Annotated in this window: 16 protein-coding genes, 1 pseudogene and 1 riboswitch; of the genes and pseudogenes, 10 read left to right on the top strand and 7 right to left on the bottom strand. The window is 71.8% G+C overall.

All coding sequences use genetic code 11. The annotated features are described in order from the left end of the window. The first annotated feature begins 210 nt into the window (after positions 1–210). From FHX45_RS19365 to FHX45_RS19350, 4 genes are all read left to right on the top strand, one after another. The gene (locus FHX45_RS19365; RefSeq protein WP_167103862.1) at positions 211–1,713 is read left to right on the top strand and encodes a glutamate-cysteine ligase family protein; all 1,503 of its coding nucleotides are present in this window, start codon (positions 211–213) and stop codon (positions 1,711–1,713) included. Between the two features lie 75 nt (positions 1,714–1,788). Next, positions 1,789–2,448 (top strand): biliverdin-producing heme oxygenase, encoded by a 660-nt coding sequence (locus tag FHX45_RS19360; protein ID WP_167103859.1) that lies wholly within the window; start codon positions 1,789–1,791, stop codon positions 2,446–2,448. Between the two features lie 163 nt (positions 2,449–2,611). Next, positions 2,612–3,232 (top strand): superoxide dismutase, encoded by a 621-nt coding sequence (locus FHX45_RS19355; protein WP_167103856.1) that lies wholly within the window; start codon positions 2,612–2,614, stop codon positions 3,230–3,232. Positions 3,233–3,332: 100 nt separating this feature from the next. Further along, positions 3,333–4,121, top strand: a complete 789-nt coding sequence (locus tag FHX45_RS19350) for an arylamine N-acetyltransferase family protein (RefSeq protein WP_167103853.1) — start codon at positions 3,333–3,335, stop codon at positions 4,119–4,121. Positions 4,122–4,167: 46 nt separating this feature from the next. Here the strand turns inward: FHX45_RS19350 and FHX45_RS28450 are convergent, their stop codons facing one another. Further along, a complete protein-coding gene (locus FHX45_RS28450; protein ID WP_341771531.1) occupies positions 4,168–4,638 on the bottom strand; it encodes a hypothetical protein in 471 nt (156 codons plus the stop codon). Next, on the bottom strand, positions 4,635–5,027 hold the full coding sequence (locus FHX45_RS28445; protein ID WP_279588884.1) for a tetrahydrofolate dehydrogenase/cyclohydrolase catalytic domain-containing protein: 393 nt from the start codon (positions 5,025–5,027) through the stop codon (positions 4,635–4,637). The genes FHX45_RS28450 and FHX45_RS28445 overlap by 4 nt, the downstream gene beginning before the upstream one ends. Positions 5,028–5,053: 26 nt before the next feature. Then, positions 5,054–5,135: riboswitch (ZMP/ZTP riboswitch) on the bottom strand. A gap of 62 nt (positions 5,136–5,197) precedes the next feature. Here FHX45_RS28445 and FHX45_RS19340 point away from each other — a divergent pair. After that, the gene (locus FHX45_RS19340; protein ID WP_167103850.1) at positions 5,198–6,184 is read left to right on the top strand and encodes a hypothetical protein; all 987 of its coding nucleotides are present in this window, start codon (positions 5,198–5,200) and stop codon (positions 6,182–6,184) included. Here FHX45_RS19340 and FHX45_RS19335 read toward each other — a convergent pair. Next, complete coding sequence (locus tag FHX45_RS19335; protein ID WP_167109206.1) at positions 6,138–7,418, bottom strand: MFS transporter; 1,281 nt, start codon at positions 7,416–7,418, stop codon at positions 6,138–6,140. The genes FHX45_RS19340 and FHX45_RS19335 overlap by 47 nt on opposite strands. 233 nt (positions 7,419–7,651) lie before the next feature. Beyond that, positions 7,652–8,074, bottom strand: a complete 423-nt coding sequence (locus FHX45_RS19330; protein WP_167109204.1) for a MarR family transcriptional regulator — start codon at positions 8,072–8,074, stop codon at positions 7,652–7,654. Positions 8,075–8,119: 45 nt separating this feature from the next. Between FHX45_RS19330 and FHX45_RS28165 the strand changes: the two genes are divergently transcribed. Both FHX45_RS28165 and FHX45_RS28640 read left to right on the top strand, forming a co-directional pair. Next, positions 8,120–8,476: a hypothetical protein gene (locus FHX45_RS28165; protein WP_243869137.1), complete on the top strand. Its 357-nt coding sequence runs from the start codon at positions 8,120–8,122 to the stop codon at positions 8,474–8,476. After that, a pseudogene (locus FHX45_RS28640) lies at positions 8,470–8,571 on the top strand (TetR/AcrR family transcriptional regulator); the annotation flags it as partial. The gene FHX45_RS28165 and the pseudogene FHX45_RS28640, both read left to right, overlap by 7 nt. Before the next feature lie 102 nt (positions 8,572–8,673). Here the strand turns inward: FHX45_RS28640 and FHX45_RS19320 are convergent. Then, positions 8,674–10,131, bottom strand: a complete 1,458-nt coding sequence (locus tag FHX45_RS19320) for an NCS2 family permease (protein WP_167103847.1) — start codon at positions 10,129–10,131, stop codon at positions 8,674–8,676. Positions 10,132–10,184: 53 nt separating this feature from the next. Between FHX45_RS19320 and FHX45_RS19315 the strand changes: the two genes are divergently transcribed. Further along, positions 10,185–10,475 carry a DUF2530 domain-containing protein gene (locus tag FHX45_RS19315; protein WP_424923815.1) on the top strand — a complete coding sequence of 97 codons (291 nt, stop codon included), beginning with the start codon at positions 10,185–10,187 and terminating at the stop codon, positions 10,473–10,475. Here the strand turns inward: FHX45_RS19315 and FHX45_RS19310 are convergent. Continuing rightward, a complete protein-coding gene (locus FHX45_RS19310) occupies positions 10,472–13,210 on the bottom strand; it encodes a sacsin N-terminal ATP-binding-like domain-containing protein (RefSeq protein WP_167103844.1) in 2,739 nt (912 codons plus the stop codon). The genes FHX45_RS19315 and FHX45_RS19310 overlap by 4 nt on opposite strands. Further along, positions 13,194–14,015 (bottom strand): DUF3027 domain-containing protein, encoded by an 822-nt coding sequence (locus tag FHX45_RS19305; protein WP_167103841.1) that lies wholly within the window; start codon positions 14,013–14,015, stop codon positions 13,194–13,196. The genes FHX45_RS19310 and FHX45_RS19305 overlap by 17 nt, the downstream gene beginning before the upstream one ends. A gap of 49 nt (positions 14,016–14,064) precedes the next feature. On the opposite strand from FHX45_RS19305, the gene FHX45_RS19300 reads away from it, so the two are divergent. Both FHX45_RS19300 and FHX45_RS19295 read left to right on the top strand, forming a co-directional pair. Then, entirely contained in the window at positions 14,065–14,841 is a 777-nt protein-coding gene (locus FHX45_RS19300) for a glutaminyl-peptide cyclotransferase (protein ID WP_167103838.1), read from the top strand. 41 nt (positions 14,842–14,882) lie between these two features. Further along, entirely contained in the window at positions 14,883–16,616 is a 1,734-nt protein-coding gene (locus FHX45_RS19295; protein ID WP_167103835.1) for an MFS transporter, read from the top strand. Positions 16,617–16,629 lie beyond the last annotated feature (13 nt).

Genomic DNA, 16,629 nt, shown 5'->3' with positions numbered 1-16,629 from the left:
CTTCGGGGTAGATCCTCCGTCGTCGGGGTGGGTGCTCCGAACGTGCTGGGCACCCGTGGGCCGAACGGAGCAGCATCGGAGGAAGTCGCGCGCGTCACGGTGGAGCCACCGTTTTGGCCGATGGCCGCGCGTCTATCCATGTGCGACCGTTGTCGGCCGGGCATGCCGGGGCACCACCCGCCGCGGCCGGACACCAGAAGCAGGGATGGCATGGGCAAGGACGTGTCGGCGGAGAGCTTCACCCACCGGGACCGGGCGCGGTACCGGCACAAGCTCCAGCGGTGCCTGGACACCCTGGCCCGCATGCTCGCCGACGACGGCTTCTCGTTCCCGCGGCGGCACATCGGGCTCGAGGTCGAGCTGAACCTGGTGGACGACCGGTTGCGGCCGTCGATGTCCAACAGCGCCGTGCTGGCCGCGCTGGACAACGAGTCGTTCACCACCGAGCTGTCGCAGCACAACATCGAGCTGAACGTGCCGCCACGCCCGCTGGCCGGGAAGTCGGCGATCGAACTGGAGCACGAGCTCGTCGGCTACCTGGCGGACGCCGACACGCGCGCGGCGACGGCCGGGGCGCGGCTGGCCGTGATCGGCATCCTGCCGACCCTGACCGAGGACCACTTCGACCAGAAGTGGATCACCGACAACACGCGTTACACATTGCTCAACGACCAGATCTTCGCCGCCCGCGGCGAGAACATGACGCTGACCATGGACGGGGCGCCGCTCGGCGGGCACAACCCGGAGCGGTTGCGCACCCACTCCGAGTCGATCCTGCCCGAGGCCGCGTGCACCTCGGTGCAGTTGCACGTCCAGGTCGCGCCGGACGAGTTCGCCACCCACTGGAACGCGGCGCAGTGCCTGGCCGGGGTGCAGGTGGCGGTCGGCGCGAACTCGCCGTTCCTGCTCGGCAAGGCGCTGTGGCACGAAACGCGCATCCCGCTGTTCCTGCAGGCCACGGACACCCGGCCGGAGGAGCTGCGCAACCAGGGCGTGCGGCCGCGGGTGTGGTTCGGCGAGCGGTGGATCACCTCGATCTTCGACCTGTTCGAGGAGAACGTCCGCTATTTCCCGGGCCTGCTGCCGGAAACCGTGAGCGAGGACCCGCTGGACGCGCTCGACGCCGGGCAGGCGCCCAAGCTCACCGAACTCATGCTGCACAACGGGACGGTGTGGCGCTGGAACCGGCCGGTGTACGACGTGGTCGACGGCAAACCGCACCTGCGCGTGGAGAACCGCGTGCTGCCGGCCGGGCCGACGGTGCTGGACATGATGGCCAACGCGGCGTTCTTCTACGGGGCGCAGCGGGCGCTCGCCGAGGCGGAACGTCCGGTGTGGACACAGATGTCGTTCCAGGCGGCCGAGGAGAACCTCTACGCCGGTGCCCGCAACGGGTTCGACGCCCAGCTGTACTGGCCGGGACAGGGCTGGGTGCCGCCGGACGAACTGGTGCTGCGCGTGCTGCTGCCGCTCGCGGCCGAGGGGCTGCGCAGCGCCGACGTCTCCGGGGCGGCCATCGACCGCTACCTCGGCGTGATCGAGCAGCGCTGCCTGACCCGCCGCAACGGCGCGTGGTGGCAGCGGGCGACGGTCGCCGAGGCCGAGGAGCGCGGCGCGGACCGCGAGACCGCGCTGAGCACGATGCTGGGGCGCTACCTGGAGCTGAGCCGCGGCGGTGCGGCGGTGCACACCTGGCCGGTCGACCCTGAGTGATCATGGGGACGCTGATCGGGTCAATCCGGTCCGCGCAGGTAGGCCCGGTGACGGATCTCGCCTACGCTGCCACTCATGGTGGCTCCCCTCGCGGTTGACCTGGACCTGGACCGGACCCCGTTCTCGACAACCCTGAGGGAATCGACGCGGCGCGCCCACGATCGGGCGCACCACTCGCGGTACATGCGCGAGCTGTTCAACGGCGACCTCGACCTGCCCGACTACGCGCGGCTGGCCGCGCAGTACTGGTTCATCTACCAGGCGATCGAGGAGGCCGCCGACGCCATGCGCCGTGACCCGGTCGGCGGACGGTTCGTGTTCGACGAGCTGCGCCGGCTGCCCGCGCTGGCCGCCGACCTGGAGTTCCTGCACGGCGAGCACTGGCGCGGGCGGATCGAGCCGGTCCCGGCCACCGAGGATTACGTGCACCGCATCCGGGCGGTGGCGTTCGACTGGGCCGGTGGCTACGTCGCGCACCACTACACCCGCTACCTCGGCGACCTCGCCGGCGGCCAGGCGGTGCGGAAGCTGCTGGCCGACGTGCACGGCGTCGAGGGGCCGGGTGCGCTGTTCTACCGCTTCGACGACCTCGGCAGCGTCCCGGCCTTCCGCAAGCGGTACCGGGCGCTGCTCGACGCCACCCCGTGGACCGAGGCCGAGCGCACCCGCATCGTGACCGAGGCGCTGGTCGCGTTCGAGTTCAACATCGCGGTGCTCGACGACCTGGCGAAGTGATCATCGGCACAGCCCGTTGACCTCGATCTAGCTGGAGATTGCAGGCTGGGACCAGAACCAGTTCCCGCAGTGCGGACAGCGGCTCCCCGGTTAGCTTCCCGCGCTCGCGAGGACTAGGTTTTGATACCGCAAGGGACTCTGCGTCAGACAAGAAGGAGGGCTGATGGCCCGCTACGAGCTTCCTGACCTCGACTACGACTACGGCGCGCTCGCCCCGCACATCTCGGGTGAGATCAACGAGCTGCACCACAGCAAGCACCACGCGGCTTACGTCAAGGGGGCCAACGACACCCTGGACAAGCTCGCGGAGGCTCGGGACAAGGGCGACTTCGGCTCGATCGTCGGCCTGGAGACCACGCTGGCGTTCAACCTGGCCGGGCACGCCAACCACGTGGTGTGGTGGAAGATCCTGTCCCCCGAGGGTGGCGACCGGCCGACCGGCGAGCTGGCTTCGGCGATCGACGACGCGTTCGGCTCCTGGGACAAGTTCCAGGCGCAGTTCACCGCCGTCGCCACGACCATCCAGGGCAACGGCTGGGCCGCCCTGTCGTGGGACCCGGTGGGCAAGACGCTGATCACGCAGCAGCTGCGCGACCACCACAACAACCTCGTCCTGCCGACCGTGCCGATCCTGCTGGTCGATGTGTGGGAGCACGCCTTCTACCTCGACTACAAGAACGTCAAGGCGGACTACGTCAAGGCGCTGTGGAACGTCTACAACTGGGCGGAGATCAGCAAGCGCTTCGACAACGCCGTTTCCGGCGGCAACGGCCTGCTGCTCTAGAGCACGACCGTCCGAAGGGTCCTTCCGCGCGCCCGCGCGGACAGGGCCCTTCCTTTTTGCCGCTTGACCTCGACCACAGTGGAGGATGCAGGCTGGCGGCATGGATGTGGACGCGTACTTGGCCCGGATCGGCGCCCGACAACCGGCCGCCCCGACCGCGGAGACGCTGCGGGACCTGCACGAGGCTCATCAGCTGGCGGTGCCGTTCGAGAACCTCAGCGTTCACCTGCCTGAGCGAATCGTGCTGGACGAGGACGCGTTGTTCGACAAGATCGTGCGGCGGCACCGGGGCGGCTTCTGCTACGAGCTGAACGGCTTGTTCGCCGCGTTGCTGCGCGAGCTGGGGTTCCGGGTCACCCTGCTGAGCGCTCGCGTGCACGGCGGCGGGCGGTGGGGCGCGCCGTTCGACCACCTGGCGCTGCGCGTCGACCTGGACGAGCCGTGGCTGGCCGATGTCGGCTTCGGCCGCTTCGCCCGCCACCCGCTGCGGCTGGCGGGGTGCGAGCCGCAAGCCGATCGCGAGGGTGAGTTCCTGGTGCTGGACGTGCCGGGCGGCGACCTGGAGATCCGGATGAACGGCGAGCCCGCGTACCGGCTGGAGCAGCGGCCACGCGAGCTCGCCGACTTCGGCCCGACCTGCTGGTGGCAGGCCACCTCGCCGGACTCGCACTTCACGCAGAACGTGGTGTGCACGATCGCGACGCCGTCCGGCCGGATCACCCTGGCCGGCGACCAGTTGATCGAGACGGTGGACGGCGAGCGGGCCGAGCGGGACCTGACCGCCGCGGAGAAGGTCGAGGCCTACCGGGCGCACTTCGGGATCGACGTGAACGAGGCCCCGGTGCCCGGATCGTTCCCGGCACCGGGGCCTCGCCCGTTCCCGAACTGACTGCCGCTCCCACCACGAAGCGGACAAGCATTAGGTTAGCCTAACTTCACTGCGGCTCGCAAGCGGGTCCGCTCATCCGATCGTGGCAGCCGCGGCGTCGGTGGTCTGCGCCAGCAGCACGGCGATCGTCATCGGCCCACACCCCGCCGGGCACCGGGGTGATCAGCGAGGCACGCTCGGCCGCCGCCGCGAACTCGACGTCACCGACCTTGCCCGGGTGGTAGCCCGCGTCCACCACCACCGCGCCCCGCTTGATCCACTGCGCGCGGATCAGCTCGGGACGCCCGGCCGCGGCCACGACGATGTCGGCCGCGCGGACCACCTCGTCCAGCCCGGACGTCTTCGAGTGGCAGTAGGTGACGGTGGCGTCCCGCCCGAGCAGGAGCATGCCGAGCGGCTTGCCGGGGATGGGGCTGCGGCCGACCACCACGACCCGCTGTCCCGTCAGCGGTACCCGGTAGGCGTCGAGCAGGCGCAGGATCCCGCCCGGGAATGCACGAGTGGAAGCCCGGCTCACCGAGCGCCATGGCGGCGAAGCTGTGCGATCGTCACGCCGTCCACGTCCTTGGCGGGCGCGATCGCCTCGAAGCCCGCCCGTTCGTCGATGTGCCGCGGCACGGGGTGCTGCAGCAGGATCCCGTCGACGCCGGGATCGGCGGACAGCTCGGCCACGCGGCCGACCAGTTCGGCGGTCGTGGTGCTCGCCGGACGCTCGACGCTGCGCGAGGAGATGCCGACGTGGGCGCAGCGGTTGCGCTTCATCCGGCCGTAGGTGTGCGACGCCGGGTCGTCGCCGACGAGGACCGTGGCGAGCAGCGGCGGACGGGACAGCGCACGGACGCGTGCGGCGGTCTCGTCGAGCAGGGTGGCGGCGACCGATGCGCCGTCCAGGAGCCGGGCGACCATGGAGTGCTCCGCATCCATCGTGGACTGCGGGGCACCCAGGCGGGCGATGCCTTCTCGACCTGCACTCCCTGGTGGTTCACCCACCCGACGCCAGTCGTGCGAGACCCAGCCTAGCGGCCCGGCGTGGATCACCGGTCGAGCCAGGAAAGCCACCGGATAGCGTTTCGGCCGTGAAGACGTCGACAGTGATCGCGATCGTGCTCGGCGTGCTGCTGTCCATCGCCTCCGTGGCCGGCGCGGCCGGCTACCTGTGGGCGCGGGGCACCGCAGCTCCACCACCCGCGCCCGGACTGCCCACCGTCTGGCCCACCAGGGACGGCGAGCTGCCGCACCGCGTGCCGATGCCGTCCGGCGAGATGCTCGTCGCGATGCCCGGGGACAGCTCCGCTCACGTGCTCTGCCAGGCCCTGTCCGACCGGCACTGGCAGGCGTTGCTCGGCGGCACGACGCTGCGGGAGGTCCGGGGCAACGGCTGCCACCTCGTCACCGGGAGCCTCGACGTCGGCGTGCGGCTCGACAACGCGCCGGCCACGCTGAGCGCGCCGCAGGCGGTCACGGTGTCCGGGCACGCCGCCGAGGTCGAGTCCAGCGGCACCGTCAACGCGCGGCTCAACGCGCACCTGGTCGACGAGCCGCCCAGCGGCCGGGTGCACCCGTACCTGCGCGTCGACATCACGCGGTCCGCCGTCACCCGGCCCGACCTCGCGCTCGACGACCTGGCGGTCTCCATCGCGCGGGACGTGCTCGACGCGACCATGGCACCCGGTCCCGGCCTGCCCGCGCGGAGCCGCGACGGCACGATCGCCATGCAGGTGACCGAGCCCGTCCCCGGCTACGGCATCCGCGGTGCGCCCTGGCCGGTGGTGTCGTGGCAGCTGTGCACCGAGCTCGCGAAGGCGATGGGCACCAGCCCGTCCGCGGCGAAGCCGAAGTTCGACGGCCGCTGCACGGTCCGCACGGTGCAGGCCGTGCTGAACGACGACGTCACCCCGCGCGCCTACCCGGACACGCTCGCCGGGCGTCCGGCGCTGATCACCAGCGACCTGGTCGCGGTGAAGATCGCCGACGACGAGACCGAGGAACTGGTCTTCACCGGAACGGGCCGGGACCTCAGCGCACTTGCCGGGTCCGTGCTGCCGGCCCTCCTCGGCCGCTGAGCACCCGCAGGCCGGCGAGCTGGACCGGCCGGGTCATCCCGCCCCGGCGGACCAGGACGACCGCGCAGGCCACCGCCGTGACCGCGGAGATCACGCCGCCGATCAGGAACGGGGAGCGGCCGCCGAAGGTCTCGGCCATCCACCCCACCATCGGACCGCCGATCGGGTTGCCGCCGATCAGCACCAGCACGTACAGGCCCATGACCCGGCCGCGCATCTCCGGGCTGACCGAGGTCTGCACGAGCGAGTTGGCCGTGTTGAGGAACGTGATGGTGGCGAACCCCAGCGGGATCAACGCGAGGCCGAAGGCCAGGTAGGTCGGCATGAACCCGGCGACGAACTCGACGGCGCCCAGGCTGAACGCGGCGACCAGCAGCAGCCGCACGCTCGGCTTTCCGCGGGCGCCGCGGCGGGCGGCCATGAGCGAACCGGTGAACGTGCCCACCGCGATCAGCGTGGACAACAGGCCGTAGCCGTCGGCCTGGGTGCCGAACACGTTGCCGGCGATGATCGCGAGCGAGGTGAAGAACGTGATGCCGAACGTGCTGACGAAGAACACCAGCACCATCAGCGACACCAGGTCCGCGCGGCCGCGCACGTAGGCCAGGCCCTCACGCAGCTGCCCCTTGGCGCGCGCGACGGCCGGCCCGCGGAACAGCTGGTCCGGGTTCATCAGCAGCAGGCCGGTGACGACCGCGAGCGTGCTGACCGCGTTGGCCAGGAACATCCAGCCGGTGCCGACCCAGGTGATCCCGAAACCGGCGAGGGCGGGCCCGACGATGCGGGCCATGTTGAACACCGACGAGTTCAGCGCGACGGCGTTGCTGATCTGCTTGCGCCCCACCATCTCCGCGACGAAGGACTGACGGGCCGGCACGTCCAGCGAGCTGAAGATGCCCAGCACGAAGCACAGCAGGTAGACCTGCCAGAGGGTGACCACACCGGCCACGTCGAGCAGCCCGAGAGCCAGCGCCTGCACCGCGATGCCGCTCTGGATCGCGATGCACAGCTTGCGCTTGTCCACGCGGTCGGCCAGGACGCCGGCCCACAGGGACAGCATCAGGGTCGGCAGGAACTGGAGCGCCACGGCGATCCCGAGGGCCACCGGGTTGTTCCCGGACAGCTGGAAGACGAGCCAGTCCTGCGCGATGCGCTGCATCCAGGTGCCGATGTTGGAGATCACCTGGCCGGAGAAGAACAGCCGGTAGTTGCGCACCGCCAGGGAGGCGAACATGCTCGCCTTCGGCTCGGGCTTCGTCTCCGGCTCGGTCGCCGCGCCGGCCGCCTGCTCGGCGGCCCCCTCGGCCTGCGCGGTCGGCGGCTGCCCCGTGACGCGGCTCCGCACCCGGCCCGCGGGCGCGGTGCAGGCCCGGTCCGCCGGAGTGCTCCTGGCGGGAGGTGCCTGGCCTCGGGTAGCTGTGGTCGTCTGATCGGACTCTCTGTCAGTACCCGTGTTGGCCCGCACCGTTATTCGTTCCCCGCCATTCTGTCGATGATCTCGGCGGCGCGAGCGAGGACTGCCCGCTCTTCGCCGCTCAGTTCGGTCAGCTTCCGGTCCAGCCAGGCTTCGCGCACCAGAATCGTTTCCCCCACGAACGCGCGCCCCCGCTCGGTGAGGGCGACGATCGACTGGCGGCCGTCGGTGGGATGCGGACTCCGCTCGACGAAACCGAAGTCCTCCAGCGCCGCGATGACCCGCGTCATCGACGGCGGCTGGACACCCTCCTTGGCCGCCAGCTTGCCCGGCGTGAGCGGGCCGCACTTGTGCAGTGTGGACAGTGCGGCCAGCTGGGTCAGCGAGACGTTCTCGCCGGTGCGCTGCGCCCGGAGTTTGCGGTTGAGCCGCACCACCGCGAGCCGCAACCGGCTCGCGAGGGCAGGCTCCCGCACATCGGACACATAGTTAGCATACCTCACGATCGAGCACGCTGCCGGGTGAATTCGATCGCACTACCGCCGGGCGAACCAGGTGACCACCACCCCGTTGCCGAACGACCGGCGGTCGGTGACCTCGAACGGGGTGGGATCGAACTTCCCGGCGACCACCGGAATCCCGGCACCGGCGCCAATCGCGACGACCTGCTCTACCAGGCCGGGGAGCGGGTCTACGAACGGCTCCAGCCCGACGACGCGACGATCGCCCGGCACCTGTCGGCCAAGCCCGACCGGGAGACCTGCACCAAGCTGATGCGCGAGCTGGTGGGACGGATCAGCGCGTTCCGCAGCGGCTACCTGGAACTGCTGGAACTACGCCTGGAAGCCACCCGCCGCCCCGGCTGCGGGAGGTGCTGACCGAACGCGTGCGCGCGGACGTCGAGGCCAACGTGGCCCACCACGCGTCGTCCGGCCTGCCCGGCGACGCGACGGCGGTGCGGCTGCTGATCCTCACCCTCAACTGGCTGATCGTCGAGCAGCTCACCCTGCCCCGACGTCTTCTCCGCTGCCGAGCGCGACGAGCTCGTCACCGCCGCCGTCGAGCGGCTCGTGACTCAGCCGAGCGCCGCCTGAATCGGGCCGACGGCGAAGTACGCCACGAACGCCACGGCGATCACCCACAGCAGCGGGTGCACCTTGCGCGCACCGCCGGTCACGATCTGGATCACCACGTAGGTGATGAAACCGGCGCCGATCCCGTTCGTGATCGAGTACGTGAACGGCATCACCACGATCGTCAGGAACGCGGGCAGCGCGATCCGGAAATCGGCGAAGTCGATCTCGCGCACCTGACTGATCATCAACGCACCGACGATCACCAGGGCCGGGGCCGCGGCCTCGACGGGGATCACCTCGTACAGCGGCGTGAAGAACATGGCGGCGATGAACAGCAGCCCGGTGACCACGTTGGCCAGCCCGGTCCGCGCACCCTCCGCGATACCGGACGCCGACTCGACGAACACGGTGTTCGAGCTGGAGGAGCCGAACCCGCCGGCGACCGCGCCGAGGCTGTCCACGAACAGCGCCTTCCCGGTGCCCGGCAGCTCACCCCTCTCGTTGAGCAGGTCGCCCTCCTTGCCGAGGCCGGTCATCGTCCCGATCGTGTCGAAGAAGTCGGTCAGGATGAGCGTGAACACGATCAGCGTGGCGGTGATCGCCGGCACCTGCGCCCACGCGTCGAAGTTCACCTTGCCGATCAGCGACAGGTCGGGCAGCCCGGCGACCTTGTCCGGCAGCGCCGGGTAACCCAGGTTCCACCCCTTGGGGTTGGTGCCGTTGGACGGGCCGGCCTTGACCAGCGCCTCCAGCCCGATCGCGATCACCGTCGTCACCAGCACACCGATGAGGATCGCCCCGCGCACCCGTTTCGCCATCAGGATGCCGGTGATCAGCAACCCGATCACGAACACCAGCGTCGGCCAGCTCGCGATCGACCCGCCGATGCCGAGGCCGACCGGGACGGTCGTGTTCGCCGCGTCCGGGATCCGCCGCACGAACCCGGCGTCGACCAGGCCGATCAGGGTGATGAACAGGCCGATTCCGACCGCGATCGCCGACTTGAGCGGCGCGGGCACCGCCCGGAACACCATCGTGCGCACGCCGGTGAGCACCAGGACCATGATGACCAGGCCGTTGAGCATCACCAGGCCCATCGCGGCCGGCCAGCTCATCTGCGGCGCCACGCTGACGGCGATGAGCGAGTTGATCCCCAGGCCGGTGGCCATCGCGAACGGGTAGTTCGCCACGACCCCCATCAGGATCGTCATCACCCCGGCGATCAGCGCGGTCACCGCCGCCACCTGCGGGACCGGCAGGATGTTGCCGAACAGGTCCTTGTGCGCGCCGGTGTCCTGCGCCGAGAAACTGCCGATGATCAGCGGGTTGAGCACCACGATGTAGGCCATCGTGACGAACGTGACCAGGCCGCCGCGCACTTCGCGGCCGACGCTCGAACCGCGCTCGGTGATCTTGAAGAACCGGTCGAGTCCGGTCCTGCCGCTCTGCTCAACCATGCAACCTGCCTTACCTGGTGCTCCGGGAACGACCCGCGGGTAGCCTTCCTGACGTGGCCGATCCGATCAACGCCGGGGATGTTAAACGTCCGTTGCTTCCGGTACCCGACCTGCCGGAGCGCCTGGTGGTGCTCTACCCGGTGGTCGTCGTCGGCACACTCGTGTGGTTCACCGCGTTCGTGGTGCTGGGCGCGCTGCGCCTGTTCGGCGGCGGCGGCCCGGGCAGCGTGTGGATGTGGACCTGCCTGTCCGGCGGTGTGCTCGGCCTGATGGGCCTGGGCATCATGAGCTGGCAGCGCTGGGCTCGCCGCCGCGGCAGCCGCAGCGCCCAGACCGGCCTCTAGAGCAGGAACGTCGTCGTCGCGGGGTCGTTCAGCACGGCCTCGACCAGGTGCCGGTCGGACCAGCGGCCGGTGGCCCAGGCGAAGGCCCGGGCCAGCCCGGCGGGTGAGTCCTCCGCGTGGAACGTCCCGCTCCCGACCCACCACGGTGCGGCGCGCTTGACCCCGTCGACCTCGATCGTCAGCTCGTCGTGCACCACGAGGCCGCCGTCGGGCAGCGGGATGTCCAGCAGTTCCGCGGCCAGGACCAGCGCGGTCATCTCCGGCCACGGCACGAACTCGCCCTCGCCGGCGATCCGCGCGTCGACGTGCTCGCTGAGCAGCGGGATGTCCAGCACGTCGGCCAGCGCGGCCGGGTCCGCGCCCGGCGCGGCGGCCACCAGGCGTTCCGGCGCCCACACCGAGCCGAGCCACGGCCGGTCCAGTACCGCGGTCCGCTCGGCGTCCACGACGGATCCGTCGACGGTCCGCACCCGCTCCGGTGCGTCCAGCCCGGACCAGTCCAGGTCGGCGGCGGCGAGCACGGCGTGCGCCCGCAGGATCAGCCCCGGCGGCACCTGCCGGTCCGGGTCGGCGAGGCGCTCCAGCAGGTCGGCGGCATCATCGGGGCCGCGCACGGCGAGCTGGGACCGGACCCCGGCCGCGGCCAGCACGTCCGGCCGGACGCCGACGTCCGGCACCGGGTCGTACAACCCGGTCAGGCCGTCCGCGTCCGGCAACCGCCACTCGACCGGGGCGCGACCGGCGAGCAGCGCGTTGCGCGCGAGCCAGGCAGCCGTCGGGCTGTCCGGCATCGCCAGTGCCTGCCAGGTGGCGCGCTGCCCGGCGATCAGCCGCAGTGCCTGCGGCCACGCGTCGTCGGCGACGAGGTCGAGGTCACGGACCTCCGGTCGTCCGTCGGCGTTGTCCACGACCACGAACTCGTCGAGCACGCCCAGCTCGGTGAGCACCCGGACCGGCCACTGCTCGGCGAAACCCGCGTCCAGCACCGAGAACGGACCGTCCTCTTCGAACACCTCCGGGTCGAACACCTCGCGCAGGGGTGAGTTCGGCAGCACCAGCTCGTCCGCGCGGCGCCAGCCGTCCGCCGACGGCAAGGCGAGCGCGCCCAGTCCCTCGGCCGAGGTCTCGGACACCAGCCGCAGCACGGCTTCCGCCAGCGGCCGGATGTCCAACCCGGACTCCGCATCGGCCAGGCTGCGCTCGATCGCCTCCCGCAGCGCGGGTGCTTCGAGCAGGTCGGCGGCATCCGCCCGCTTCGCGCCCAGCCGCTCCAGCAGGGGGTGCGCCGCGTCCGGGTGCACCAGCCGCAGCCCGCCCACGTCGGCCTCGGCGAGCAGCTCCAGCAGCTCCGACGCGCCGAGCAGCAACGCCCCGCGCGGGCCGGGCAACGTCCGCCCGTCGGCCAGCGGCACCGGCAGCGCGCCCAGCTCGTCCGCGGTCACCTCGTGGTTGTCCAGCAACGGCAGGAACGCGTCGTAGAGATCGCGCCACCACCCCGGGTCCCGGCCGGCCCCGACCAGCAGGTCGACCAGCTCGCTCACGTCGAGGCGGTCGGCGCCGACGGTGGCGAGGACCTGCGCGGCGTCGTACCCGCTGACCCCGGCGAGGCCGGGGACGACCCCGGCGAGCAGGTCCAGCAGCCGCGGCGACGCCACGGACAGCACCCGCGCCCCGCCGGGCGCGAGGTCGCCGCCCTCGGCCGCGGGTAGCCACGCCTGCGTCGTGAGCTGATGGCCGACCAGTTCCCGCAGTTTCCCGTCCACTTCGGACAGTGGGAACCCGGCCTCGGGCACCAGGCCGAGCCGGTCGGCGGGCGCGAGCCGGCGCACCAGCGCCGGGTACTCGCGGGCGGCGGCGGCCAGGGCGGCGTCCGCGCCGGGAAGCACGCGCCGCCGGGACGGCTCGAGCGGCAGCGTCGCGATCAGCCGGGCAGGCAGGGACAACCGCTCGTCGGTCGGTGTCGGTGCGTGCAGCACGTCCTCGGTGAGCCGGCCGTCCACCGGCTTCGCCCACACCACGTTCTCCCCGGCGTGGGTGAGCCAGCGGACCGTGCCGGACGGGGTGGACAACTCCGCCACACCGTTCACATCGGAACGCGACCAGACCGCGCCGGGCGCCTCGATCCGGGCCAGCCACGGCAGGGACAACAGCAGGTCCTCGGCCTCCTCGGCCAGCCGCGCGAGGAGGTCCTCCGGGTCCACGCCGGGTCGCAACGGCAGGCGGACCTCGGTGTCGAAACCCGCGGGCACGTCCTCGTCGGCCGGCCACGGCAGCCGCAGCACCGGCACCGCACCGTCCCGGCCGGTGGCTTCCCGGGTGCGGGACTCGGAGAACGCGACCCCGCCGGTGCGCGAGATCACCCGCGGTTCACCGGAGACCGCGAGCACCGCGGCGAACCCGACACCGAACCGACCCACCGCGCCGCCCTGCTTCGCCGACGCCCGCAGCGACGCCAGCGACGCGACCCCGGCGGGGTCGAGCGGCGCGCCGGTGTTGGCCACCCGGAGTTCACCGCCGGTCAGGGAAACACGCAGCGTGCCGGGAGTTCCGGCGAGCGCGGCGGCGTCTGCGGCGTTCTGCGCCAGCTCGACGAACAGCCGGTCGCGGTAGCCGCCGGCACGCAGATCGCCTTCGGCGTTGGTGTCCTCGGTGAACCGGGTCGGCGAGTCGCGCCAGGCCCGCAGCACCGAAGCCCGCAGCGCCTCGGTGCCGAACGGATCACTCAGCTGACTCACTCGCCGTCTCGGCGTCCGGGGTGACGCCCGTCTCGGTCTTCGGCTCCCCGACCGGCTCGGTGTCCAGCAGCGAGTCGTCGTAGACCAGCTCGGCCACCGGCACCGACGAGGTCACCTCGACCTCGACCTCGGAATGCGCGCCGCAGCCGTACTCGGCGTGCACGACGTTGCCGTCCGCCGGGGCGATCTCGTTCCCGCACACCCCGAACGCCGCCCGCAACGAACCGGCGAGCGGCAGGTAGAAGCCGCAGTTGCCGCAGTGCGCCGGCGCACCACGGGCCATGTCCGACCGCGGGCCGAACTCGCCGCGGTGCCACCGCGTGGCGGCCTCCTCGCGGCCGTAGCGGGACAGGACGTGCACCCGGCCGAGCCCGATCTCGTGCGCGACCTCCTCGACCGCCGGGTCGTCGGACTGCACGTACGCCGGGACCAGCCGTGGGTCGTCCTTGTCCGGCGGGAGGATGTCGCCGACGCCGAGGTCACCGGCCCGCACCCGCCGCTCCCACGGCACCCACTGCGGGGCGATCAGCGCGTCCGGGCCGGGCACGAGCACGACCTCGCTGATCGTCACCGGGGTGTCCGGGCCCGCGCTCGCCACGGTCACCGACCAGCGCCAGCCGCGGTAGCCGGGCACGTTCGCCTCGAAGAGGTGGCTCGCCGACACCGCGTCCTCGCGCGACACGCCGACGTGCGCCCCCACCTGCTCGGCGCCCGCCTCTTCGACCGCGGCGTCGCGCGCGAGGCCGACCGCCTCGGCGAGAGCGCGCTCCACGGAGCCGTCGTCCAGGGTGAGCAGCAGCGTCATACCCCAATTGTGCCCCGCGCGCGTCGAGCGGCCGTGTCAGGGTGGAGCCGTGCGCACCCTGTTCACCCTCACGCTCGCCGCGGTCGTCGCGCTCGGCGGCTGCGCGGCGTCCGCACCGCCAGCGCCGGCCACGGTTCCGCAGCTCGCGGTGCGGGTGCTCGCCACGCTGCCGCACGATCCGGCCGCCTTCACCGAAGGCCTGGAATTCGCCGGCGGCACCCTGTACGAGGGCACCGGGCTGGTCGGGCAGTCCTCGGTGCGGGCCGGTGTGCCCGGGCAGCCGCCGGCCGTGCGCGTGGAACTGCCGGCGCCGCTGTTCGGCGAGGGCATCACCGTCACCGGGCCGACGCTGTGGCAACTGACCTGGCAGAACGGGATCGCGATCGAACGCGACGCCCGCACCCTCACCGAGCTGCGGCGCGTGAGCTACGACGGCGAGGGCTGGGGCCTCTGCCACGCCGGCGGCAGGCTGGTGATGAGCAACGGCTCGGACCGGCTCACCTTCCGTGACCCGGCCACCTTCGCGGTCACCGGTGAGGTGACCGTGCACTCCGGGGCGCAGACCTTCGATCAGCTGAACGAGCTGGAGTGCAGCGGCGGCGCGGTGTACGCCAACGTGTGGCAGACCGACCGGATCCTGCGCATCGACCCGGCGACCGGCGAGGTGACCGGCCAGATCACCGCCTCCGGGCTGCTCACCCCGGCCCAGGCGGCCGCCGCCGACGTGCTCAACGGGATCGCGGCGATCCCCGGCACCGACGAGTTCCTGATCACCGGCAAGCTCTGGCCGACGATGTTCCGGGTGAAATTCGTCCCGGCTTCCTGATCATCCAGCACCGCACGGTGGGAATACGGCAAGATTGACCCGTGCGGCGCAAACGGAAGTGGACACCGGCCCCGGGTGCCGGCCACTCGTGGCGCGACCAGGGCGGCTTCTACCCCGAGCCGTCCCCGGTCCCGGCCGCGGACGACGCGCCGACGAACGCCGTCCCGTCGGGCAACCGGCCGCCGCCACCACCGCGCGGCGCGCGGCCGTACCCGCCACGGCAGGCGCCACCGCCGCGCCCGTGGCACACCGATCCGCCGTCTCCCCCACCGCGCCGCACCGAGCCGCTCTACGACCACTACGACACCAACGGCTACGCGAAGTCCGCACGCCCGGAGCCGGAACCGGCGGAGGAGCCGCGCACCGACCCCCGCACCGAGCACGCCGGGCCGCCGCCGCGGATGCCGAAGAAGCTGACGGTCACCCGGGTCGCCGCACTGCGCAGCCGGGAGCTCGGCGGCAAGGCGTTCGGGTTGTTCCAGCGCGCGACCAAGGCCGACGGCGCGGACAAGTCCGGTCTCACGTCGCTGACGTACGCGGTGATGCTGAACTACGCCAGCGACGCGGCGATGGCGATCGCGCTGGCCAACACGCTGTTCTTCGCGGCCACCAGCGGCGAGAGCCGCGGCCGGGTGGCGCTGTACCTGCTGATCACCATCGCGCCGTTCGCACTGGTGGCGCCGGTCATCGGCCCGCTGCTGGACCGCATCCAGCGCGGCAGGCGGCTGGCGATGTGCCTGGCGTCGGTCGGGCAGGTGCTGATGGCCGTGGTGATGGCGCTGCACTTCAACGACTGGGGTCTCTACCCGGCGGCGCTGGGCAAGATGGTGCTGTCCAAGTCGTTCACGGTGCTCAAGTCCGCGGTCACCCCGCGGGTGGTGCCGCCGGAGATCACGCTGTCGAAGACCAACGCGCGGCTCACCGTCTTCGGCCTCGCCGCCGGTGGTGTGTTCGGCGCGATCGCCTCCGGGGTGAACTCGCTGTTCGGATCCGCCGGGGCGTTGTGGTTCACCGCGGCGATCTGCGCGGTCGGCGGTGTGCAGGCGATGCGCATCCCGGCGTGGGTCGAGGTGACCGAGGGCGAGGTCCCGGCGACGCTCAAGGCCCACCCGGCGCAGAAGAAGAAACGGCAGCCGCTGGGCAGCGAGGTCGTGCTCGCCCTGTGGGGCAACGGGACCGTGCGCGTGCTCACCGGGTTCCTGATGATGTTCACCGCCTTCGCGGTGAAGGCGCACGCCGAGCAGAACGGGCAGACCCCGTTCATGCAGCTGCTGCTCCTCGGGCTGGTCGGCGCCGCGGCCGGGATCGGCGGGTTCGTCGGCAACGCGCTGGGTTCGCGGCTGACGTTCGGGCACGCGAGTCAGGTGGTGCTCGCCTGCGTCGCGGCGTCGCTCGCGTCCACCATCCTCGCCGCCGTCATGTCCGGGATCATCACCGTCACCATCGTCGGCCTGGTCGGGTCGACCGCCAGCGCGCTGGCGAAGGTCAGCCTGGACGCGGTGATCCAGCGCGACCTGCCCGAGGAATCCCGGGCTTCGGCGTTCGGCCGGTCGGAGACGGTGCTCCAGCTGGCGTGGGTGTTCGGTGGCGCGCTGGGCCTGCTACTGCCGGCAACGTACTGGATCGGGTTCCTCGTGGTGTCGATCCTGCTCGCACTCGGCCTGGCACAGACCTTCCTGCTGCAGCGCGGCTCCTCGCTGCTGCCCGCGGTGAGCGCGAAGCGAGCGCGCCGACCCGCGCGAACGGGCAGCGGGGCCGCTCCCCGAGTGCGCTGAGCCGACCCGTAGT

Source organism: Amycolatopsis granulosa (assembly GCF_011758745.1).
Classification (GTDB): domain Bacteria; phylum Actinomycetota; class Actinomycetes; order Mycobacteriales; family Pseudonocardiaceae; genus Amycolatopsis_E; species Amycolatopsis_E granulosa.
This window is presented reverse-complemented; position numbering and strand designations above follow the sequence as displayed.

Bases quoted from the DNA above. Each gene is read 5' to 3' on its own strand.
- FHX45_RS19365 (WP_167103862.1), top strand. From the start codon at position 211: ATGGGCAAGGACGTGTCGGCGGAGAGCTTCACCCACCGGGACCGGGCG.
- FHX45_RS28445 (WP_279588884.1), bottom strand. From the start codon at position 5,027: ATGGTCGCCCGGCTCCTGGACGGCGCATCGGTCGCCGCCACCCTGCTC.
- FHX45_RS19335 (WP_167109206.1), bottom strand. From the start codon at position 7,418: ATGTTCGCCTCCCTGGCGGTGCGCAACTACCGGCTGTTCTTCTCCGGC.
- FHX45_RS19305 (WP_167103841.1), bottom strand. From the start codon at position 14,015: ATGACGCTGCTGCTCACCCTGGACGACGGCTCCGTGGAGCGCGCTCTC.
- FHX45_RS19320 (WP_167103847.1), bottom strand. From the start codon at position 10,131: ATGGTTGAGCAGAGCGGCAGGACCGGACTCGACCGGTTCTTCAAGATC.
- FHX45_RS19355 (WP_167103856.1), top strand. From the start codon at position 2,612: ATGGCCCGCTACGAGCTTCCTGACCTCGACTACGACTACGGCGCGCTC.
- FHX45_RS19360 (WP_167103859.1), top strand. From the start codon at position 1,789: ATGGTGGCTCCCCTCGCGGTTGACCTGGACCTGGACCGGACCCCGTTC.
- FHX45_RS19350 (WP_167103853.1), top strand. From the start codon at position 3,333: ATGGATGTGGACGCGTACTTGGCCCGGATCGGCGCCCGACAACCGGCC.